Source organism: Nostoc sp. (genome assembly GCF_036917535.1).
Classification (GTDB): domain Bacteria; phylum Cyanobacteriota; class Cyanobacteriia; order Cyanobacteriales; family Nostocaceae; genus Nostoc.
Genome location: NZ_JBALDA010000035.1, coordinates 1 through 20,782, shown reverse-complemented (window position 1 = coordinate 20,782; position 20,782 = coordinate 1). Strand labels below are relative to the sequence as shown.

The window sequence follows — 20,782 nt, the reverse complement described above, 5'->3', positions numbered from 1 at the left end:
TACGTCTCTACAAGGGTTTTGGATAACATATATTTAATTTATGGAGATGTTGAGTAAATGGTAGTCAAGTAAAAGCTATTCCAAAAAACATCTTTCTAATAAAAACGTCGTTGCACATGAATAATATCACTACTAGCGATCTAACTTTTTGACCAGAAATAGCCGTCTTCTTTGGAACTTATAGTTAATATAACTACTGCTGTGGTTGCGATCGCAAGTCTTGTAATAGCCCCTGCAAAAACTTACCCCATTCTGCTGCCAAAGGGATTTCTGTAAACGGAACCCGCACTGAGTTAGTAGATTCAGAAAATAGAAATTCTAATTCTATAGAGCGACCTCTTTCAGGTGGATTGTTTACATCTACTAATTTCTCATCTACTAAAACTTGGATTTGTTTGATATCAAGCAAGGAGAATGTTTCTAGTTTAATCAGCCCTTGAGGCGTGGGTTTTCCCCAAGTGATATTGTTACCTTTTTGACCCAATACAGCATAAATATCATACTTAGCCCGTTCAAATTGCTCTGCCCAGACGCGATAGGCTTCGACTTTTTGATACTCCTTCGAGCCTTGCCAAGCTAACCAGAAAAACATTATTAACAGGGGCAACCACAAAAGACCACGTTCCATTGTTAAAAAAATCCTGATTTCTGAATAAAACTTGTAACTAAAAGTGCAAAATCTACCAACAAGGGATGCAGATAAGTTATGGTAGTGAGCAAACTGGCAAAAAGCGGTGATGAGTTAATATGAGAAAACTTATATTATTGTGCTTGTTTGTCATTGGGCTGGGAGCTGCCATATTTGGTTTCCTGAATTTTCAGGGATTGGCAGCTAAAGGAGAGTTTGAGACGATTGTGCTTGATTTTCGGGAAGATATTCCATCACTTGTAGTGGAACAGGATTTGCAAGCGATCGCCAAACAATACAACGTTACACCCCAATTAGACAACAAGTTTTCCAAAAAAGATAATGTGTATATTATCAAGGGCGATCGCCAACGGCTCCAAGAACTGAAAAAATCTCAGTTTGCCCAAGCGACAGAATTCATTGAACCAAACTATATCTACAACAAAATTCCACAACCAGGTAAAACAGCTTGGCTGGGTGAATTTTTAACACCCCAAGAAGATGAAGAAGCAAGTCCTTCATTAACTGGCCCTAATGACCAATATTACAGCAAGCAGTGGAACTTGCACAAAATCGGTGTTGAAGGCGCATGGAGTCAAACCAAAGGCAGTGGCATTACAGTCGCAGTGATTGACACTGGAATTACCAAGGTTCGCGACTTGTATGAGACAAAATTCGTCAAGGGCTATGATTTTGTTAACGACAGAGAAGAAGCCACAGACGATAATGGTCACGGTACCCATGTTGCCGGAACTATTGCTCAAGCCACAAATAACAAATATGGCGTCGCTGGAATTGCCTACGAAGCCAGTCTGATGCCGCTGAAAGTACTCAGTTCTTATGGTGGCGGTACAGTTGCCGATATTGCCGAAGCGATTAAATTTGCTGCTGATAAAGGCGCAGATGTGATTAATATGAGCTTGGGTGGTGGCGGTGAAAGCAAGTTGATGAAAGATGCGATCGAGTATGCCCATAGAAAAGGTGTTGTTATTATTGCCGCAGCTGGTAATGAAAACGCCAATGGAGCAAGCTATCCAGCCCGCTATCCCTATGTCATCGGCGTTTCGGCAATTGGCCCAGATGGCGAAAAAGCGCCCTATTCTAACTTTGGTGCAGGGGTAGATATCTCTGCTCCTGGTGGTAGTGAAGCTGGTAAGATTCTCCAAGAAACCATCGACGAAAAAGGCGAAGGCGTATTTCTGGGCTTCCAAGGTACAAGCATGGCTTCTCCCCACGTTGCTGGTGTTGCAGCACTAATCAAAGCTGCTGGTATCAAAGAACCAGATGAAGTTTTAAAAGTCCTCAAGCAGTCCGCACGAGTTATCCAGGATGATGGTTTGAACTATTATGGTGCTGGACAACTCAATGCACAAGCAGCAGTCAAACTAGCCTTTAGCGGACAAATCAGTTTCCCAGATTTCTTTCGGTGGTTACGGGATAGCGGCTATCTTAACCCCGGCTTTTGGATTGATGGTGGTGCGATCGCACTATTACCCAAAATTTTGATGGTAGTTGGTTCCTATCTGCTAGCTTGGTTTTTACGCGTTTACTTCCCCTTCGCTTGGAGTTGGTCTTTATCCAGTGGACTAATTGCTGGCAGTTCTGGGTTATTCTTCCTCAAGGGAATCTATATTTTTGATCTTCCTCAATGGCCTTTCCGAGTTTTGGGCAGTTCAATTCCCGAATTAGGCAATACTCTCCAGGGAACTGATGCATTAAATCCTCTATTTGCCAGTGTACTAATTCCCATTGTGTTGATGGCATTGCTGCTAGGACATCCTAGTTGGAAATGGTTTGCCATTGGTTCAACTTTAGGTATAGCAGCGTGCTTAACTACAAGTGCGTTTTTTGAGCCGACAGTTTGGGGATTGGGAAGTGGTAACATAGCACGTCTCTTCCTGATTGCCAACGCCCTAGTCTGTTATGGACTTGCTCGTTTAGCATTGAAAAACGAAGAAAAAACGGCATAAAAAGTAACTGAGGACTATGTATCTGGGACTGGGGATTGTGAAAATTTTTCCCAGTCCCCAGTCCTCAGTTTCCAGTTCCCAGTCCCCATTCCCCAACTCAGCACTCTTATGAGCACTACACTTACAGGTACAATCGAACGTCGTGATATTGGTACAGGCGCATGGGCGTTAGTTACAGAAGAGGGTGTTACTTACGAGATCCTCAAAGGGGCTGACAAAGACTTACTCAAAGCCGGACAAAAAGCAAAAGTTAAAGGACAAGTGCGCGAAGATATCATGACAACTGCCATGATTGGCCCTGTCCTTGAGGTCAAGTCTTTTGAGGTAATTAGTTCTGATTAGCTGTGGAATTCAAAACTTCTTGCAGACGGCTTCTAAACTCTCCTTTGGGATGACCTCCTTTTACTTCACCAACAATCTGAAATTCTCCCTCTGGAGAATTGCAGATGATGTAAGTAGGCCATCCCATTTCTGATTTATCGGGATATTGAGTCAATAAAATCTTGCGATACTTGCGATAAGCAGTCGTATCTTGCATTTTTACATCAATAAATTCTAAACCCAGTTCTTCAGCCACCTTTTTGTCATAAAAAGACATTTTGTGGCAGAGGCCGCACTCTTCTGAAGAGAACTTAATTACAGCTAAACTCATGGGTTGGCTACTCTTTGATTCTAAACAAAGTTTTTTAGCATAATGCCATGAAATATTACCATATAGCTGGTCATTAGTGTCAATCTAAGGCTGAAATCCCGATCTAGTATTTTTATCCTTTTTCCTTAATAGAGTCTGTCAAGTTTAAATTAATAGGTTCATTGGTGACAAAGCGGTGTGATGTTTACGACGGACTACGCCTACGCCAAAATATCAAGTAAGATGTGTTTATCAGCCCAAATCTATTCACTATAAGGATTTAGGCTTGTACTTAACAACACCCAAATCTCGATTTTTGGAAAAAATAAAGTGCGTTAGCTGTCTTTGTAACGCACCTTCTATTAGTAATTGCAGATTAATAAATCTACACTGCTTATTCTTCTGGTTCTAAATCTACTTCTTCCTCTTCATCTTCGTCACTAGCTTTAGCTACAGAGTTAGCAGAAACAACAGCACCTTTATCTAGCTTTTCACGCACTAGTTTCTTAATTTCTTCAGCAAATTCAGGCTTTTCTTCTAGATACTTAATGGCGTTATCTCGGCCTTGGGAGATATTATCGCCATTGTAACTATACCAAGCTCCTTTGCGGACAATAATGCCAGTTTCTTCTGCTAAGTCAATCAGACAACCCAAGGTAGAAATACCTTTACCGAAAATTATGTCAAATTCCGCTATTCTGAAAGGCGGCGCTACTTTATTTTTAGCGACTTTGACTTTAACGCGATTACCAAATTCATCTGTACCTTTTTTTAAGGTTTGAATTCGGCGAATATCCAAGCGCACTGAAGCGTAAAACTTCAATGCATTACCACCAGTTGTGGTTTCTGGGCTACCGTAAGTAACACCAATTTTTTGCCGCAACTGGTTGATGAAAATTACTGTGCAACCGGATTTACCAATATTGCCAGTAATTTTACGTAGGGCTTGGCTCATTAATCGTGCTTGCAGACCAACGTGGGCATCACCCATATCGCCTTCAATTTCAGCACGGGGAACCAGCGCTGCTACTGAGTCAATGATTACAATATCAACGGCAGCAGAGCGAACAAGTTGATCGACAATTTCCAAAGCTGATTCGCCTGTGTCAGGTTGGGAAATCAGCAGATTGTCAATATCTACACCCAATGCCGCAGCATAAGTAGGATCGAGGGCGTGTTCAGCATCAACGAAGGCAGCAATACCGCCATTTTTTTGCACTTCGGCGAGGGCGTGTAGCGCTACTGTAGTCTTACCGGAACTTTCCGGGCCATAAATTTCAATTACCCGACCCTTGGGTAAACCACCACCCAATGCTAAATCTAGGGTGAGCGCCCCACTGGAAATAGTCTCCACCCGCATTCGGGTGGCATCGCCCAAGCGCATGATTGCTCCTTTACCAAAGCTGCGCTCAATCTGGTTGAGCACCATAGTCAGCGCTTTTTGCTTGCCTGAGGTTTCTGTGTTGATAGCCATTCCTGCCTCTAATGCCTCTAAATATATGGTTTTAAGGAGTGTTGGTTTTGGAGTTTGAGTAGAACAGATATACTATTTTAACCAGAAAATTCTGGAATAGGACTTCTCAAATCAAAAAAAGGGTGTGACAAGATCGTAACTCGATCGCTACCAAATTAGGGTAACTCTGCACAATGATACCAACTTGCATTCAGAGATAGCTTTTTTTGGCTTGGTAAGCAAGGGTTTTCAAAAAAAAGATACTTAACAACACTGTCAGTAGAGCTGGACTCGTGAGCATTTGCGGGGGTTGCTAAATTAGGAGCGATCGCCATGCCAATCAGCATATCATCGATAGCAGCTTCATCAGGTCGGGGTTAGACATAGAAAGCTTTTAGGGAAGTAGTAAAGGGATTTTCAATGCTTGATGTGACTTTCAGCTTTGAGAGGCTATGATGTTTAGTTTTACTTGCTGCCTATAAGCTTGACGTATAATTAATTGTACCAATACAGGGGAAAACATCATGGCTAAAGTTAATCTAGATGCTCTGATTCCACGAGAAGATTTTGATGTGGAAGAAAATATTAATCTAGGTAAGAAAAAAGAAACAATTTCTATTGAAGATCTTAAAATTGACTCATTCTTCTTTTCAAACATCAGAAAACCTGATTTTCAAAGAGAAACTAACGAATGGGACAAAAATAGAATTTGTGAATTTATCAAAAGTTTTATTGAGGGCGATTTAATACCAGCAATTATTTTATGGCGAAGTACAGGTGGCTATTTGTTTGTAATTGATGGTAGCCATAGATTGAGTACTTTATTTGCTTGGGTAAATGATGATTATGGTGATGGTAAAATTTCAAAACTTTTTTATGATGGGGTAATTTCTGATGAGCAATTAGAAATTGCTCAAGAAACACGAAAATTAGTAAATAAAACAGTCGGCTCCTATGATGATTTTAGGTTGGCTTCCACACACCCTGATAAAGTTAAACCCGAAGTTGTCAAATATGCTAAAAATTTAGCAGCTGTGGCAATTCAGCTTCAATGGGTTGAAGGTGATGCAACTAAAGCAGAAAGTTCATTCTTCAAAATTAATCAACAAGCTGCACCAATTGATAAAACTGAGTTAAAACTCCTTGAATCTAGGAAAAAGCCTAATAGTATTGCGGCACGTGCAATTATCAGGAGTGGTAAAGGGCATAAATATTGGTCATCTTTTTCAGATGAAACGCAATATCAAATACAAGAAATAGCTAAAGAGATTAATGAGATACTTTTTGCGCCTAAGTTAAAAACTCCGATAAAAACTCTAGACATCCCAGTTGCAGGAAAACTCTATTCATCGCAAACATTACCACTAATCTTAGATTTTTTGAATGTCGTTAACAATCTAGATTTTAATAATAAAGGACTTAATGATGACTTAACTGGTGAAGCAACAATAAAGATTTTAAAGAATACCAGAAATATAGTGTATAGATTAAATAGTAATCATTCATCATCTTTGGGTTTACATCCAGTTATATACTTTTACTCAAAAGATGGACGACATAGAACAGTATCTTTACTCGCTGTAGCTGATTTTGTAATGGAACTTGATAAAAGAAAAAAAATCAATGACTTCATTAAAGTACGAGAACAGTTTGAAGAATGCCTCATCAAATATGATTACTTGATTCAGCAAATTTATTTGAAATACAGGTATGTTCAAAAAAGCTACAAAGATGTATCAAAACTATTTCAAAAAATTGTAACTAATTTACAAACAGAAATAACAAATAATCATGTTATAAATGAGATTATATCTAGTAATGATTTTCAGTATTTGACTATTCGTACAATAAATCAAGAAAATCATTCATCTGCACAAGACTTCAATACAAATAAAAAAAGTGAAATTTATATAAAAGATGCGTTACAAAATGCACAAAAATGTAAAATTTGTAAGGGTTTTATCCATAGAAACTCAATTTCGATTGATCATATCCAGCGTAGAGAAGATGGCGATTGGCGAGTGTAGATAACGGACAGATAACGCATCCATACTGTAATACAGGATATAAAAATTAAGTAATAAAATACATCTGCATTAGAGCATTTAGCTAATGGCGAAACTTGATGGCATTTTATCCATCACCCTTGTTACTATAAACGCCAGTTATCTAGTCTTAGTGAATAATCTAAATCCTGAATCCTTTGATAATGAGATAAATTGCCAGTAACTAAAGTTAGATTATGACTGACGGCAATTGCTGCAATCATACAATCAGGATAACCAATTCTTTTTCCGGCTGTCTCTAAATCAGCGTATATTCTACCTGCTAATACTGCTTCTGTCAAATCAAAGGATAGTATATCCTGTGAATTCACGATGGTTAAAAATTGCTGAAGGCGTTGTTCTTGCTTACGTTTTTGCCAACCTTCTATAATTTCCATAACTGTAATTACAGAAATTGTATATTTATCAAACTGGTTTAAGTAGGTATTGGCTTTGGCAATAATACGAGGATTTGCTCGTTTAATAATTTCTGAAAGAATATCCGTATCAAGTAGGGATTTTTCTACTTTATTCATCTGATACAGTATATCCTCTTTTTTTCATCGCCTCAGCAACAATTTCATCAACAATTTCTGGGACATCGGCATATAATCCCATTAATGGATCTTTTTTTTCCTGAATTTCTGCTAAACGTTCAATTACATCAGTAATCAATTCTGATAGAGTTGATTGATTGACTATTGCCAAAGTTTTTGCTCGTTCAAAGGTGAGTCTATCCAGTTCAATTTCTATCTTTTCCATGATGGTTTTAAACTCCTATATAAATTATTAAGGGTCATTAGTATAGTGTAACTCAACATTAATGGCGGTGCAGTGAGGCAGCAATATTTGTTATAAGTGAAAAGTTGTTTGCTTATAATAAATAAATCGTTGAATAAGTTTCTTCTCTACCTATTAAACTTAAACAATTCCTTGAATCATTTACTAAATTCATTTATGTTTAATGGAATTTTGGAGTATTTCCAATTTGATAATTCAACACAATAGCTATCAATTAACGTTATTTGCTAAGATTTGACTAGGTTTTTGCCCCCACGCATCTTTGATGATTTTCGACCTTCCCGACTCTCTAATTCTCGATACAGCGCTTTCAGTATCTGGATTAACTGACTATATCCGCTTGCTGTTAGAGCAAGATGAACAATTACGGCAAGTTTGGGTAACTGGCGAAGTTTCCAGTGCTAACCACCATCGCAGTGGGTTATTTTTCACGCTGCAAGATCCTGATCGCACCGCCGGAATTAAGTGTGTAGTATGGAATAGCCAATTGCCAAAACTCACCCAGATACCTGTTCCCGGCGAGCAAATAATCATTTTGGGCAGTATCCGCCTGTATCCGCAACGGGGAGAGTATCAGTTATCAGTTTGGCAGACTTTACCTGCTGGTGTTGGTTTACAAGCGCTACGCTATCAACAACTCAAAAATCGCTTGCTGGCTGAGGGGTTGTTCGACGCGCAAAGAAAGCGATCGCTCCCCACTCACCCCCAAACGATCGCTGTCGTCACTTCAGCAACGGCTGCTGCTTGGGGTGATATTCAAAAAACCCTGAAGCAAAGGTATCCAGGTTTACGCGTTTTATTTTCTCCGGCGACAGTACAAGGCGAGCAAGCACCGGAATCTATCGTTAAAGCAATTGAGCGGGTAGAAAGTGATGGTCGCGCCGAAGTGCTAATTTTATCACGAGGTGGTGGCGCGGTGGAGGAGTTGGCTTGCTTTAATGATGAACGAGTGGTGCGATCGCTTGCTAGTTGTTCTATTCCGGTAATTACTGGTATCGGCCATCAACGAGATGAATCTTTAGCAGATTTAGTTGCAGATGTCTGTGTGCATACACCTACTGCGGCAGCGGAAAGAGTTGTACCAGCACTTTCAGAGTTGTATACTGAGCATCGCCAGCGAGTTGTCGCTTTACATGAGGCAGTACATGACTTTAGAGAAAATGCTGAGAATAAACTGCAAATATTACGGAATCGTTTGCGACGTTTGCGGTTAGATCGGCAAGTGCAGCAGGAGGTGGAAAAGCTAGCTTGGAAGCGTCAGCATTTGGTACAAATTACGACGGGGCGATCGCAGCAAGCAACGCAGCATTTAGAATTATTGCGGCAAAAGTTGGCTAGTCTTGACCCGAAAGCGGTGTTACAGCGTGGTTATGCGGTGGTGAGGCAGGAAGATGGGGCGATCGCTCGTTCGGCGGCAAAGTTGGCTGTGGGGCAAGATTTAGTGATTCAGTTGGGGCAGGGTGGAGTTAAAGTGAAGGTTATAGAAGTGAATGAACCGCAGAGGCGCAGAAAACATGGAGAGTTGAATGGTTAAACGTAAGGGTGCTTCTAGTTCTGAGGAGGGTTGGAATTATGAGGCGAAGGTTGCTGAAATAGAAGGAATTATTACTCGCATTGAGGCGGGTGAGTTAGAATTGGAAGCTGTGTTTGACCAATTTACAACTGCTGTGGAGTATTTGCGTCAGTGCGAAGGTTTTTTGCAGCAGCGACAACAGCAGGTAGATTTGTTGATTGAAACATTAAATCAAGAATAGAAGCTAGAGCCTGCCATTAAGGCTAAAACAGTTAAATTTCAACCCGCAGATCCCCGACTTATTGGAAAAGTCAGGGGCTGGTTACTCACGAATTGATTTAGGATTGCTATAGTTAAAGCATCTATTTAAAATCTGTATAGTTTAGAAAAAGTTCTATTAGTCTGTTCAATATAATTAAAAAAGCTAAATAGCTAAAAAGAAATAATTTGACTTAGGAAATCTCCGTTTTGACTACATATTCAACATTTCTTAATTATGCCAGAGTTCTAATAAGGAGTTTAAGAAACTGAGAATGACTGATGAAATCATTGATTTGACAAACTGCGATCGCGAACCAATCCACATTCCCAATCTGATTCAGCCTCACGGGGTTTTACTGGTTTTGCAAGATCCTACTTTGGAAATCCTTCAGGTGAGCAGCAATACCCAAGAAGTTGTTGGTCGTCAACCTGAAGAGTTGTTGGGCAAGCCGTTGTCAGATTTACTCGACGCCAAGCAGATTAAGCTGATTCAACAATGTCTGGCAGAGGATTTTGAAAGCGTTAATCCCCTCAATTTGTCTATCAAATATTTGAATAAATCAATTTACTTTGATGGCATTATACATTGCTTAAATAATATAATTATTCTGGAATTAGAACCGAAAAAAGCGAAGGGCAAAACAAACTTTTTTGACTTCTATCAACAGGCAAAAGGAAGTATCACTCGCATTCAAAAAGCACCCACACTGCTAGAAATGTGCCAGATTGTGGTTACAGAAGTCCGGCGAATCACTGGTTTTGAACGCGTCATGGTCTATCGATTTGATCGGGAAGGAGCAGGCAAGGTAATTGCTGAAGACACTGATCAAGAAACACCCTATTTGGATTTACACTATCCGCCTTCTGACATTCCCAAGCGAGCCAGACACCTATACACCCTCAACTGGCTGCGGCTGATTCCAGATGCCAGCTACCATCCTGTTATCTTAATTCCAGCGAACAATCCGTTGACAAATCAACCGCTCGATTTGAGTTTATCGGTGTTACGCAGTGTTTCTCCGTTACATCTAGAATATCTGAAAAATATGGGCGTGACTGCCTCCATGTCTATTTCCCTGATACAGGATCAAAAGCTTTGGGGATTAATTGCCTGTCATCATTCCTCGCCTAAATATGTTCCTTACAATATCCGCACTATCTGCGAGTTCATTGGACAGGTGATGTCTGTGGAGCTGGCAAATAAAGAAGCGAGTGAAGACATTGATTATAAAAGGCAATTGAAATCACTGCAAACTCAATTTGTGGAAGGGTTGTCTCAGGCTGAGTATTTCCTAGATGGAATGGTACAACTGAAATCTCAATTACTCAATCTGACTAGCGCCACGGGAGCGGTGATATGCAGTGGCAACCAGTGTATTCGACTGGGTAAAACGCCATCAGAGTCAGAGATTCACGCCTTACTTGATTGGATTAAACCTCACCTGTCTCATAACTTGTTTGAGACGCGATCGCTCACTAAAGATTACCCTGCTGCCGAGTCATATAAAGCGATCGCCAGTGGCGTTTTAGCCCTAGAAATTTCTAGAGTTCATCACAATTACATTCTCTGGTTTCGTCCAGAGATAATTCAAACTGTGAATTGGGGCGGCAACCCCAACAAGCCTGTGGAAGTTTTGTCAGATGGCAGTTTAAGAATGTCTCCTCGCAAATCCTTTACATTATGGCAAGAAACGGTGCAAGGCTCTGCCTTACCCTGGAAACCCTGTGAAGTTGAAACGGTTATTGAACTGCGAAGCCTGATTGTGGGCGTGGTGTTACGACAAGCAGACAAACTGGCATCAATGAATTTTGAATTACAACGCAGTAACGAAGAACTAGATTCTTTCGCCTACGTTGCCTCCCATGACTTGAAAGAACCACTCCGGGGCATTCATAACTACGCTAACTTTTTAATGGAGGACTATGCAGAGGTACTGGATAACGATGGAATTGCCAAACTCCAAACCCTGGTGCGGCTGAGCCAACGGATGGAAGACCTGATCAATTCACTCCTTCATTTCTCCCGGTTGGGACGCGCCGAACTAATCCGGCAATCAGTGAATCTGAATGAGTTAGTCCCGCAGGTGATCGCCACATTAACCATTGCCCGACCGGAGAGCAAAGTTGAGTTTCGCATTCCTCAAGCTTTTAAGAGCATTCAATGCGATCGCACTCAGATTAATGAACTCTTCACCAACCTAGTTAGCAACGCCATTAAATACAACGATAAACCTAAAAAATGGGTGGAAATTGGTTTTATCGAAGGAAATGGAGAAACAAAAGTTGCTTCTAGTTCTTTGATTTTCTATGTTCGTGATAACGGCATTGGTATCGCCCAAATGTATCTTGACAAAATCTTTCAAATCTTCCGCCGCTTACATGGACGGGATGACTTTGGCGGTGGAACTGGGGTAGGGTTAACCATTGCCCGCAAAATTGTGGAACGTCATGGTGGTAGAATTTGGGTGGAATCTACCCCCACTGAAGGTAGTACCTTTTACTTCACCTTGTCAGCGGAGGCAAATACATGACTCAGATTTCAGCCTCCCATATCCAAGAAATGCCACTACTATTAATTGTGGAGGACAGCAACGAAGACTTTGAGACACTGCAACGATTTCTAGGACGCTCTGCCATTGCGTTCGCTATTCAAAGGTGTGTGAATGGCGAACAAGCCTTGGCGTTTCTTTATCGGACTGGCAGTTATGTAGAGCGCCAAAGTGCGCCCCGGCCCGGCTTGATTGTGCTTGACTTGAACCTGCCCGGAACTGATGGACGAGAAGTGTTACGCCGGATTAAACAGGATGACAACTTGAAGATGATTCCGGTGGTAGTGTTTACTACCTCTAACAATCCCAAAGACATTGAAGTATGTTATCAATATGGTGTCAACAGCTACATCGTTAAGCCAATTAATTTTGCTCAACTCAAACGAGATATTCAGATGCTCGTGGAATATTGGTTTGAAGTGACGACGTTACCCGATTATTCAGAGGATTAGTCATGAGTCAGAGATCTCGCACTGTCTTAGTTGTTGATGATTCCCCAGAAATCGAGAACTCTATCGGCGGTATTTACTGCGTGAACCGGAGTATTCCCATACCAATTTTAGAGGAAGTGTTTGGCAGCTTAACCGCGAAACAAAGCCAGTTTTAAAACGCCATCAAACAGCGTGGGGAACACTTAATGACATTGATTAACGATATTTTAAACCTCTCTAAAATTGAGTCATGACAATTAGGATTCAAATCATATTCCGCAGATATGTAAAAAGAGATAAAAAGGGTTTTAAGTTGTTTACATAAAATGTCTATATGAACGAACAAAGCAGATATGCTCTTCATAAAAAATTTGTATTAGTGAATAAATAGTTATAAATTGTTCTCTGGCAAAAGTGATATAAGTCTTATAAGTAGGTTAAAAGCAAAATATACATTAAAACGATTAAACGAGTTAATGCAAAGCTGATCTAAAGAGCAACCAAATAAAGTCTATCAAGTATGTTAAAATCCTGACATCATAAGGATTTTAGCATTTTTTGAAAAATACCAATTTTTCTATGCCAACCTACGGAATATGGGTTAACTCATACTCGATTAATTAATTCACGATGTCTCAGCAACAGCGCACTCTCTTAATTGTCGATGATTCGCCAGAAGATCGAGAACTCTATCGGCGGTATTTGCTGCGCGATCGCGAATATTCTTACACTATCCTAGAAGCAACGCTGGGACAACAGGGGCTAGAACTTTGGCAGCAACATCAGCCCGATGCTGTATTGCTTGATTATCGATTGCCCGACCTAGACGGACTGGAATTTCTGGCACAATTGCAACCCTCGACCCAACAGCCTTGCCTACCTGTGATTGTCGTCACTGGACAGGGCAATGAAGCGATCGCAGTTAAGGCGATCAAAGCGGGCGCACAAGATTATCTTGTCAAAGAGCAAATTACCCCAGAAGGGCTGCAAATAGCAGTCAATGGGGCAATTGAAACAGTACATCTACGCACCCAACTACAACAGCGTATTGAACGAGAGCGCGTAGTCTCACATATTACCCAGAAAATTCACCAATCGCTAAATCTGGATGAAATTCTTCAGACAATTGTAGCCGAAGTGCGAGAATTTCTGCACACTGATCGCGTTTTGGTTTTTCAGTTAAAACTTGATGATAATGGGACAGTAGTAGCCGAATCGGTTGGGGCAGAGTGGCGATCGCTGCTCTCGTCTACTATGTACGATCCCTGCTTGGCTGAGAGCTACATCGCCTCGAATCGACTGCAACCCGTCAGGTACAATCCCGCCTTAATCAAAAATTATATCGAACGCTATTATCAGGGGCAAGTAACGGCAGTATCAAATATTTACGATAGCATTATTGACCCATGCGACAGAGAATTATTGGCACAGTTTCAAGTCAAAGCTCATCTGATTGTACCAATTCTGCAAGATAACCAGTTTTGGGGATTGCTAATTGCTCATCATTGTACCTCCCCTCGATTTTGGCAGCCCTTAGAAATTGACTTGCTTAAAGAGTTAGCAACTCAGATGAGTATCGCTCTACGACAGGCAGAACTGTATCAACAGGCACAGCGTGAACTAAAGGAACGCCAACAAGCAGAGCAAGAACGCGATCGCCTATTGCAACTAGAACAAGCAGCAAGAGCAGAAGCCGAACGCGCTAATCAAATCAAAGATGAGTTTCTGGCCATTCTCTCCCATGAATTGCGATCGCCTCTTAACCCCATTCTCGGTTGGACAAAACTGCTGCAAACCCGCAAATTTAGTGAAACTAAAATGGCTGAAGCGTTAGCCACTATTGAACGCAACGCGAAACTGCAAACTCAACTGATTGATGACTTGCTCGATATCGCCAAGATTCTGCGCGGCAAACTCAGCATAGATGCAGCTCCTGTGAATTTGGCATTTGTGATTGAATCTGCGCTCGACACAGTAAATACAGCGGCCCTTTCCAAATCAATTGTGTTGCATTCAGTACTGCCGAATATTGGGCAAGTCTCTGGAGATTCTAACCGCCTTCAACAGATCGTTTGGAATTTACTTTCCAACGCAATTAAGTTTACCCCGAAGGGAGGACGAGTAGAAACCAGACTAGAGCGAGTTGACGAGTGGGCACAGATTATCGTTAGTGACACTGGCAAAGGCATTAACTCTGAGTTTCTCCCGTATATTTTTGAGTCATTTCGTCAAGAAGATGTCTCAATTACTCGCAAGTATGGCGGGTTAGGATTGGGGTTGGCGATCGTCCGGCAGTTGGTTGAGGCGCACGGCGGCACCATCACAGCTAATAGTCCTGGTGAAGGCTTGGGAGCTACCTTTACAGTCCAGTTGCCACTGCTGAATGTAGAACCGGAAATCAAGCAGCCAAATGAATTGCCACAACAAGCACTCGAACTCACGGGGATTCGAATTCTCACAGTCGATGACGATCCCGATGCTCGTGAGCTATTAACAGTATTGCTTGCTGAATACGGAGCAAAAGTGCTGACTGTTGCCTCGGCGACAGAAGTATTGGCAAACTTGGAATCTTTTCAACCCGATATTTTAGTCAGTGATATTGGGATGGCGGAAGTCGATGGCTATTCTCTAATCAAACAGATCCGCACTTTAACGCCTGAAAAAGGGGGAGAGATTCCGGCGATCGCTTTGACTGCTTATGCTAGAGTTGAGGATTCCCAGCGAGCGATAAGCAGTGGCTATCAACGGCACGTTACCAAGCCCCTCAATCCAGAAGAGTTAGTTCAAGCTGTGGTGGCACTTGCACACGTTAAACTAAACCATCCCATTCCTCAAAATGATTAAGTTTAACCTTCAATCAACACCTGGGTTTGGATTGACCTTCAAAAGTACTTCTCGAATAATGGCAGAGGACTCCTTGGCAGAGTCTGCCTCCTCTTTCAAGCTTTGTGCCGCCAAGGTTTGATTGCGAGCTTTCATCCTTGAAGCCATACGATGTGATAAAGAAGCTTTCTCTTCCAATGCCCTTAAAGCTATCCATAGTGCATCCTCCACCTTATCAGACTGGGTGGCCAGCAAAGTTTCTGCTGAATAAGCATGACCCGTGCGGCACCGGAAGCGCAACAAATTTCCCTCTTCGATTTCCCAGAGGACACCGCCGCAGTCAGGACAGCCAAAGGTTGATGGTTTACCAGGTCGATTGCCTTCGTTTTCTACTGCTTCCAAACTCAATTGCGCTATTTTAGATTCAAACTCCATCTCGCTAGGTACTGGGTTTTCCGGTTGTACTTCCATTGGCGTATTAACTAAAGCTACTAAAGTAGAAGGAATATCTGAAAGTGGCAGAATATGGTCAATATCCTCTACGTTCTTGATCGCATTACGTGGCATATCAGGATACAAAGCATCGTCAGGATTTTGGACAATTGCCACACCACGCCGCATTTTTACAGCCATTAGTCCCGCCGTACCGTCGTCAAGCATACCTGTTAGTAGCACAGCAATCACTTGCTGCCCATAAGTTCGCGCTGCACTGCGAAACAATGGATCGATAGCAGGACGACAACGGTTTTCTTTGGCACCCCGCGTCAAACGCAAATATCCTTTTTCTACCAGTAAATGGTAGTCAGGCGGAGCGACATAAATCGAACCATGAACAATAGCTTCGCCGTCCTGAGCGTGAGACACTGGCAAGTTGCCAGCGCTACTTAATATTCTTGGCACAACACTTGTGCTATGACTTGATAGATGAAGGACTATAATTACAGCAGCATTAAGATCGGGTGGCAAATGCTTGACTAGATAAGTCAGTGCCTCAACTCCACCTGCTGATGTTCCAACGACAATAATATTGTATTTAAGCATTAATAATGTAATGATTTTACTAGCATGGCAGAATGGGCAGCAAAAGCAGATTTACTTCCAGCCTTGAGATTAACGTAGCCAAAAAATTCGCTCACCTAACTTTGAGAGGATTATATTCTTCTTTGAGGAATAAAACTTTAGACAAATAGCAAGAAATGCAATTTTGCGTCTTTAAAAGAGTTTTAAAATCACCCAAAATTATTTTCCGAGATTGAAAAAATATAAATTGCGGAAAATTATTTCCACAAAAGTATAGCAGGAGGCAGGAGGCAGAGGGCAGGAGGCAGGAGGTAAAACTATTGCTAACTCTAGCATTCACCCAGGGCAAATGTCCTAAGAGAGTGTGACTACGGCTATATATTCTAAGGATCGTAGCAGTGCTACGTCTTTACATTGTTTTTCGCTGCTACGCTCAGTAGACATCGCTCAAATTTAAACATTAGTTATCAAAATTTGAACGTTTGCAGCTAATGTTCTTCCATATATAAGAAAGGCTTAAGTATTTGCTGCAAATGTATAATTAGTTGCTGCAAAGGCTTAATACTTTGCAACAAACGTTCTTCCATATATAAGAAAGGCTTAAGCATTTGCTGCAAATGTATAATTAGTTGCTGCAAAGGCTTAATACTTTGCAACAAACGTTCTTCCATATATAAGAAAGGCTTAAGCATTTGCAACAATCATTGTAATGAACTTATAAATTGATTTATTTCCTGAAATATAACAGATATCCTAAGAGGCTACGGTGTACATACAAGTCCTAAAAACTTGGTTTGATCAGACTTTACTGAAGGCGGACTGTTTGTATGTATCGCTTGTATGAAAAACTGGACAAACTAGCAACTTGGGTTACTAACAACAAAGTAGATTGACTTTGTTGGGCTAGGTATTGACCTTTTACTGACAATAATTCTAACTATCCTTAATCTCAAATTGAATGTCTGATATATTTTGTATTTAGATGACACCCTCGTATATCGCACCGTCGATGATGACAGCGCTTTACCAAAACTAAATCAACTGCTGGAGAGACATCGCCAAGAATATGGGACTAAAATCGTTTATTCTACTGGGCGATCGCTTGTACTTTACAAAGAAATCCAAGCTCAAAAAAATCTTTTGCAACGGATGCCCTCGTCATATCTGTAGGTACAGAAATTTACCTTGATGGTAGTAATACTCCATACTCAGATTCGTTAGAAATCCTCTCTTTGGGATGGGAAGGGGAAACTGTATGATCTATTACAAGAAAATATCCTGAGTTAGTTCAGCAACCAGATTTAGAACAGCGTCCCTTCAAAATGAGTTGTTTTCTAGAACCAAGAAGTATCTGCGAATGTTCTACCACAACTTGAAACAGAGTTACAGAAATCTAAATTACTAAATTAAATGTAAAGTTAATCTACAGTAACGGAATAGACCTTGACATTGTACCCCTGACCAGCGATAAAGGTCAAGCAATGCAGTTTTTACGCCTGAAGTGGAAATTTGCAGCAGAACAAACAGTTGTCTGTGGTAATTCGGGTAATGATATTGCTTTATTTGCTGTAGGCAACGAACGCGGAATCATTGTGGGGAATGCCCGCAAACAGTTACTCTAATGGCACAATGAGTATCCCGCAGACTATCGCTACCTGGCTTTATGTTTTTGTGCAGGTGGAATTATCGAAGGCTTAAATTATTTTGGTCTCTTGTATGATTAGTTATTTAAAAGGTATAGTCGCTGGTATCCAAACAATTGGCGCTAATCGCGTGATTCTGACTCTGGAAGTGAATGGCTTAGGGTATGATTTGCAAGTTCCCCAACGGCTAGCAAACCAATTACCAGAGTCGGGAGGAGTGGCGCAAATTTTTACTCATTTGCAAATTCGTGAAGAAGTGCCCTTTCTATATGGCTTTGCTTCCCCAGCCGAACGCGATTTATTTCGCCACTTGCTGACTGTCACAGGTATTGGTGCAGCCTTAGCGATCGCACTCTTAGACACTCTGGAACTACCAGATTTAGTCCAAGCAATTATTGCTGGCAATACGCAAATCTTAATTCAGGCTCCAGGTGTCGGTAAGAAAATCGCCGAACGCATCTGTTTGGAACTGAAAAGCAAATTAGTCGAGTGGCGTAAATCAGCCGGGTTCTTCGTCGCCACAGGCGGGCCAGCACCGGGAATTCTCGAAGAAGTGCAAATGACCCTCTTCGCCTTGGGATATACTGCCCATGAGGTCAGTCACGCCCTGCATGTCGTCAGCGAAGACATCGGACTACCCAAAGATGCCTATGTCGAAGATTGGATAAAACAAGCGATCGCTCATCTTAGCAGCGAACAAGTTTAATAGTCATTAATCATTAGTCATTTGTCATTTGTCCTTTGTCATTAGTTATTTCTTATTCTTCCCCTGCTCCCCTGCCCCCCCTGCTCCCCCTGCTCCCCCTGCTCCCCATTCTCTCTATGCCCACTGACCCTTATGCTTGGCTAGAACAGTCCTTAGCAACAATTCATCGGGCGGACTGGTATCGCTCAGTACAATCTATCAATGGTCGTCCGGGTGCAACGGTGGTTTTAGCTGGGCAAGAGGTAATTAATTTTGCCAGCAATGACTATTTGGGATTGGCTGGAGATGAGCGTTTAATGGCAGCAGCGATCGCAGCCGTCGCCGAATTTGGGACTGGTAGTACTGGTTCGAGATTACTCAGTGGGCATAGGAAATTACATAGAGAGTTAGAGGAGGCGATCGCATCTACCAAACAAACAGAAGATGCCTTAGTATTTAGTTCCGGGTATCTAGCCAATTTGGGTGCAATTACTGCTCTTGTGGGCAAACGTGATTTAATATTCTCTGACCAGTACAATCATTCCAGTCTGAAAAATGGAGCGATTCTCAGCGGTGCAACAGTTGTGGAATACCCACACTGTGATATTGCAGTATTAAAAACTCAATTGAACCAGCAGCGGCAAAATTACCGACGCTGTTTGATTCTTACTGATACCGTCTTCAGCATGGATGGTGATTTATGTCCAATGCCAGCACTGTTGGATCTCGCTGATGAATTTAGCTGTATGCTGCTAGTCGATGAAGCTCATGCCACTGGGGTACTAGGAAAAACTGGGGCTGGATGTGTCGAACATTTTGGCTGCACAGGAAAGCAATTAATTCAAGTTGGCACCTTGAGTAAAGCTTTAGGTAGTTTAGGCGGGTATGTAGCAGGAAGTAGCGCCCTAATTGACTTTTTGCGGAACCGCGCACCTAGTTGGATTTATACCACTGGGCTTTCACCTGCTGATACAGCCGCGGCCTTAGCAGCAATCAAGATAGTGCAACAAGAACCGCAACATCGTGCCCAATTGTGGGGGAATATACATTACTTGAAAACTTTGCTGCAACAGCTACCTAACCTGAAATTACTGCCTTCTGAATCACCCATATTATGTTTTCAATTGCCTAATGCTACCGATGCGCTCAAAACTGGAAAACAGCTAAGAGATGCTGGCATTTTTGCCCCTGCAATTCGTCCCCCCACAGTATCCACAAGTCGAATCAGAATATCTGTGATGGCAACTCATGAAGTAGCACATATTGAAAAATTGGTAGCAGTACTAAAGGATGTTATGGCGACAGTAGGATATGGGGCATCATAATGAACAAAGTTCTGAGGTGGATAAATCTAGTTCAAAGGTGGATGAACAAAGTTCCCAATCTCCAATCCCTTTTAACGTGAGTTCTTTGAAAACTCTTTCTCCTCCTGCCCCCAGCAAGAACTGCCTTCTTAATGATAAGTCTTTAACCGGACATGATGTGATTTCTCATCCTACCAGACCCAGATCATTTTCACGCACTACCCAATTTTCTATCAATGCGTAAGTTCTAACAGCGACAAATAAAAAGTCACTGTACAATTTTCCTTGTCAGTTTGATTGAGCGTAGCACTTTGAATCTCGGTGCGGTTTACATTTTTGGTACCTTTGCCCCGATGATTGTCGTTTGAACAATCTCTGGTGCCTGAGTAAACAGTTCATCTACCCTTGCAAGCAGTGCCTTCGCAACGGGTCCGTTCACATGGGCATCGCGAGCCGCTTCGTCGGCGAAGGTATCGAAGGTGCTGTATGTATTCGGTCCGACTTTTAAGGCGTAAAAAGTGGTCGTCCCTGGCTCCTGCTCAATCAGGGATTGTGCATATTTTAGGAACTCTTCCAATTCCTGTTCCTTGCCCGGTTTGACTTCCATGCGTGACCAGATGGCAAACCTATCCATTTCATTCTCCTCACATATTTACGTTGTGGCGGGGTAATCTTGCTCAAGGCTTAAGCTGTCGTACTTTTGCTGGCGGTGGGTGTATAGTTGTGATTGTTTGATAGCCACTCGTAAAATGGCAGATGACCACCGAGGACGTGCTTGAGTGTGCCCTCAGCGGTGGGTCGTCGCCAGTCCCGTTGCAGCATAGCGGCGATCACCGTCGAGTTACAAACGATCGCACCTACTTGCAGCCGCATACAGGAATTGATACCATTTCACGAAAAATATGATACAGAATCAAACCCTGAAATATATACTAGTGGTCTGTCCCATTAATTTTGATGGGTAATACCAGATCGTGATTAAATAGCAATGTGGGCGGATTAGTAACTCACAAGCAGGCAGGCGA

21 protein-coding genes and 1 pseudogene are annotated in these 20,782 nt (G+C 41.8%); 13 read left to right on the top strand and 9 right to left on the bottom strand.

The annotated features are described in order from the left end of the window. Window positions 1-193: 193 nt before the first annotated feature. A complete protein-coding gene (locus tag V7K56_RS11360; RefSeq protein ID WP_334910442.1) occupies window positions 194-628 on the bottom strand; it encodes a hypothetical protein in 435 nt (144 codons plus the stop codon). A gap of 119 nt (window positions 629-747) precedes the next feature. On the opposite strand from V7K56_RS11360, the gene V7K56_RS11355 reads away from it, so the two are divergent. Both V7K56_RS11355 and V7K56_RS11350 read left to right on the top strand, forming a co-directional pair. After that, window positions 748-2,598: a S8 family peptidase gene (locus V7K56_RS11355; protein ID WP_334910440.1), complete on the top strand. Its 1,851-nt coding sequence runs from the start codon at window positions 748-750 to the stop codon at window positions 2,596-2,598. A 108-nt stretch (window positions 2,599-2,706) separates the two neighbouring features. Beyond that, complete coding sequence (locus V7K56_RS11350; protein ID WP_334910438.1) at window positions 2,707-2,940, top strand: hypothetical protein; 234 nt, start codon at window positions 2,707-2,709, stop codon at window positions 2,938-2,940. Here V7K56_RS11350 and V7K56_RS11345 read toward each other — a convergent pair. Both V7K56_RS11345 and recA read right to left on the bottom strand, forming a co-directional pair. After that, window positions 2,927-3,250 (bottom strand): thioredoxin family protein, encoded by a 324-nt coding sequence (locus V7K56_RS11345; protein WP_334910436.1) that lies wholly within the window; start codon window positions 3,248-3,250, stop codon window positions 2,927-2,929. The two genes, V7K56_RS11350 and V7K56_RS11345, sit on opposite strands and share 14 nt — an antisense overlap. 373 nt (window positions 3,251-3,623) lie before the next feature. Then, window positions 3,624-4,703 carry a recombinase RecA gene (gene recA, locus V7K56_RS11340; protein ID WP_334910434.1) on the bottom strand — a complete coding sequence of 360 codons (1,080 nt, stop codon included), beginning with the start codon at window positions 4,701-4,703 and terminating at the stop codon, window positions 3,624-3,626. A gap of 503 nt (window positions 4,704-5,206) precedes the next feature. On the opposite strand from recA, the gene V7K56_RS11335 reads away from it, so the two are divergent. After that, on the top strand, window positions 5,207-6,709 hold the full coding sequence (locus V7K56_RS11335; protein WP_334910432.1) for a DUF262 domain-containing protein: 1,503 nt from the start codon (window positions 5,207-5,209) through the stop codon (window positions 6,707-6,709). 125 nt (window positions 6,710-6,834) lie between these two features. Here the strand turns inward: V7K56_RS11335 and V7K56_RS11330 are convergent, their stop codons facing one another. Both V7K56_RS11330 and V7K56_RS11325 read right to left on the bottom strand, forming a co-directional pair. After that, window positions 6,835-7,263, bottom strand: coding sequence for a type II toxin-antitoxin system VapC family toxin (locus V7K56_RS11330; RefSeq protein WP_334910430.1), 429 nt, complete (start codon window positions 7,261-7,263; stop codon window positions 6,835-6,837). Beyond that, a complete protein-coding gene (locus V7K56_RS11325; RefSeq protein ID WP_334910428.1) occupies window positions 7,256-7,489 on the bottom strand; it encodes a hypothetical protein in 234 nt (77 codons plus the stop codon). The genes V7K56_RS11330 and V7K56_RS11325 overlap by 8 nt, the downstream gene beginning before the upstream one ends. Window positions 7,490-7,793: 304 nt before the next feature. On the opposite strand from V7K56_RS11325, the gene xseA reads away from it, so the two are divergent. The 6 genes from xseA (at window position 7,794) to V7K56_RS11295 (ending at window position 15,126) form a co-directional block, all read left to right on the top strand. Continuing rightward, window positions 7,794-9,062 carry an exodeoxyribonuclease VII large subunit gene (xseA, locus tag V7K56_RS11320; RefSeq protein ID WP_334910425.1) on the top strand — a complete coding sequence of 423 codons (1,269 nt, stop codon included), beginning with the start codon at window positions 7,794-7,796 and terminating at the stop codon, window positions 9,060-9,062. Continuing rightward, the gene (xseB, locus tag V7K56_RS11315) at window positions 9,055-9,282 is read left to right on the top strand and encodes an exodeoxyribonuclease VII small subunit (RefSeq protein ID WP_334910423.1); all 228 of its coding nucleotides are present in this window, start codon (window positions 9,055-9,057) and stop codon (window positions 9,280-9,282) included. Before xseA ends, xseB begins: the two co-directional genes overlap by 8 nt. A gap of 292 nt (window positions 9,283-9,574) precedes the next feature. Beyond that, complete coding sequence (locus V7K56_RS11310) at window positions 9,575-11,833, top strand: ATP-binding protein (protein ID WP_334910421.1); 2,259 nt, start codon at window positions 9,575-9,577, stop codon at window positions 11,831-11,833. Continuing rightward, a complete protein-coding gene (locus V7K56_RS11305; RefSeq protein WP_334910419.1) occupies window positions 11,830-12,303 on the top strand; it encodes a response regulator in 474 nt (157 codons plus the stop codon). Before V7K56_RS11310 ends, V7K56_RS11305 begins: the two co-directional genes overlap by 4 nt. A gap of 2 nt (window positions 12,304-12,305) precedes the next feature. Continuing rightward, window positions 12,306-12,458: a hypothetical protein gene (locus V7K56_RS11300; RefSeq protein WP_334910417.1), complete on the top strand. Its 153-nt coding sequence runs from the start codon at window positions 12,306-12,308 to the stop codon at window positions 12,456-12,458. A 454-nt stretch (window positions 12,459-12,912) separates the two neighbouring features. Further along, on the top strand, window positions 12,913-15,126 hold the full coding sequence (locus tag V7K56_RS11295) for a response regulator (RefSeq protein WP_334910415.1): 2,214 nt from the start codon (window positions 12,913-12,915) through the stop codon (window positions 15,124-15,126). 9 nt (window positions 15,127-15,135) lie between these two features. Here V7K56_RS11295 and V7K56_RS11290 read toward each other — a convergent pair whose 3' ends face one another. Both V7K56_RS11290 and V7K56_RS11285 read right to left on the bottom strand, forming a co-directional pair. Further along, complete coding sequence (locus V7K56_RS11290) at window positions 15,136-16,146, bottom strand: chemotaxis protein CheB (protein ID WP_334910413.1); 1,011 nt, start codon at window positions 16,144-16,146, stop codon at window positions 15,136-15,138. Between the two features lie 467 nt (window positions 16,147-16,613). After that, entirely contained in the window at window positions 16,614-16,817 is a 204-nt protein-coding gene (locus V7K56_RS11285) for a hypothetical protein (RefSeq protein WP_334910411.1), read from the bottom strand. Between the two features lie 280 nt (window positions 16,818-17,097). Here V7K56_RS11285 and V7K56_RS11280 point away from each other — a divergent pair, with 280 nt between their 5' ends. From V7K56_RS11280 to bioF, 4 genes and pseudogenes are all read left to right on the top strand, one after another. After that, window positions 17,098-17,295, top strand: a complete 198-nt coding sequence (locus V7K56_RS11280) for an HAD family hydrolase (protein ID WP_334910409.1) — start codon at window positions 17,098-17,100, stop codon at window positions 17,293-17,295. 152 nt (window positions 17,296-17,447) lie between these two features. After that, window positions 17,448-17,747, top strand: a pseudogene (locus tag V7K56_RS11275) (HAD family hydrolase). Window positions 17,748-17,841: 94 nt separating this feature from the next. Beyond that, a complete protein-coding gene (ruvA, locus tag V7K56_RS11270) occupies window positions 17,842-18,474 on the top strand; it encodes a Holliday junction branch migration protein RuvA (RefSeq protein ID WP_109007998.1) in 633 nt (210 codons plus the stop codon). Window positions 18,475-18,590: 116 nt separating this feature from the next. Further along, window positions 18,591-19,778, top strand: a complete 1,188-nt coding sequence (gene bioF, locus V7K56_RS11265; RefSeq protein ID WP_334910407.1) for an 8-amino-7-oxononanoate synthase — start codon at window positions 18,591-18,593, stop codon at window positions 19,776-19,778. A gap of 307 nt (window positions 19,779-20,085) precedes the next feature. Here the strand turns inward: bioF and V7K56_RS11260 are convergent, their stop codons facing one another. Beyond that, complete coding sequence (locus tag V7K56_RS11260; protein ID WP_334910405.1) at window positions 20,086-20,391, bottom strand: putative quinol monooxygenase; 306 nt, start codon at window positions 20,389-20,391, stop codon at window positions 20,086-20,088. A 50-nt stretch (window positions 20,392-20,441) separates the two neighbouring features. Beyond that, window positions 20,442-20,630: a hypothetical protein gene (locus tag V7K56_RS11255; protein ID WP_334910403.1), complete on the bottom strand. Its 189-nt coding sequence runs from the start codon at window positions 20,628-20,630 to the stop codon at window positions 20,442-20,444. Window positions 20,631-20,782 lie beyond the last annotated feature (152 nt).

Bases quoted from the DNA above. Each gene is read 5' to 3' on its own strand.
- V7K56_RS11360 (WP_334910442.1), bottom strand. From the start codon at position 628: ATGGAACGTGGTCTTTTGTGGTTGCCCCTGTTAATAATGTTTTTCTGG.
- V7K56_RS11355 (WP_334910440.1), top strand. From the start codon at position 748: ATGAGAAAACTTATATTATTGTGCTTGTTTGTCATTGGGCTGGGAGCT.
- V7K56_RS11350 (WP_334910438.1), top strand. From the start codon at position 2,707: ATGAGCACTACACTTACAGGTACAATCGAACGTCGTGATATTGGTACA.
- V7K56_RS11345 (WP_334910436.1), bottom strand. From the start codon at position 3,250: ATGAGTTTAGCTGTAATTAAGTTCTCTTCAGAAGAGTGCGGCCTCTGC.
- recA (WP_334910434.1), bottom strand. From the start codon at position 4,703: ATGGCTATCAACACAGAAACCTCAGGCAAGCAAAAAGCGCTGACTATG.
- V7K56_RS11335 (WP_334910432.1), top strand. From the start codon at position 5,207: ATGGCTAAAGTTAATCTAGATGCTCTGATTCCACGAGAAGATTTTGAT.
- V7K56_RS11330 (WP_334910430.1), bottom strand. From the start codon at position 7,263: ATGAATAAAGTAGAAAAATCCCTACTTGATACGGATATTCTTTCAGAA.
- V7K56_RS11325 (WP_334910428.1), bottom strand. From the start codon at position 7,489: ATGGAAAAGATAGAAATTGAACTGGATAGACTCACCTTTGAACGAGCA.
- xseA (WP_334910425.1), top strand. From the start codon at position 7,794: ATGATTTTCGACCTTCCCGACTCTCTAATTCTCGATACAGCGCTTTCA.
- xseB (WP_334910423.1), top strand. From the start codon at position 9,055: ATGGTTAAACGTAAGGGTGCTTCTAGTTCTGAGGAGGGTTGGAATTAT.
- V7K56_RS11310 (WP_334910421.1), top strand. From the start codon at position 9,575: ATGACTGATGAAATCATTGATTTGACAAACTGCGATCGCGAACCAATC.
- V7K56_RS11305 (WP_334910419.1), top strand. From the start codon at position 11,830: ATGACTCAGATTTCAGCCTCCCATATCCAAGAAATGCCACTACTATTA.
- V7K56_RS11300 (WP_334910417.1), top strand. From the start codon at position 12,306: ATGAGTCAGAGATCTCGCACTGTCTTAGTTGTTGATGATTCCCCAGAA.
- V7K56_RS11295 (WP_334910415.1), top strand. From the start codon at position 12,913: ATGTCTCAGCAACAGCGCACTCTCTTAATTGTCGATGATTCGCCAGAA.
- V7K56_RS11290 (WP_334910413.1), bottom strand. From the start codon at position 16,146: ATGCTTAAATACAATATTATTGTCGTTGGAACATCAGCAGGTGGAGTT.
- V7K56_RS11285 (WP_334910411.1), bottom strand. From the start codon at position 16,817: ATGCTTAAGCCTTTCTTATATATGGAAGAACGTTTGTTGCAAAGTATT.
- ruvA (WP_109007998.1), top strand. From the start codon at position 17,842: ATGATTAGTTATTTAAAAGGTATAGTCGCTGGTATCCAAACAATTGGC.
- bioF (WP_334910407.1), top strand. From the start codon at position 18,591: ATGCCCACTGACCCTTATGCTTGGCTAGAACAGTCCTTAGCAACAATT.
- V7K56_RS11260 (WP_334910405.1), bottom strand. From the start codon at position 20,391: ATGGATAGGTTTGCCATCTGGTCACGCATGGAAGTCAAACCGGGCAAG.
- V7K56_RS11255 (WP_334910403.1), bottom strand. From the start codon at position 20,630: ATGCGGCTGCAAGTAGGTGCGATCGTTTGTAACTCGACGGTGATCGCC.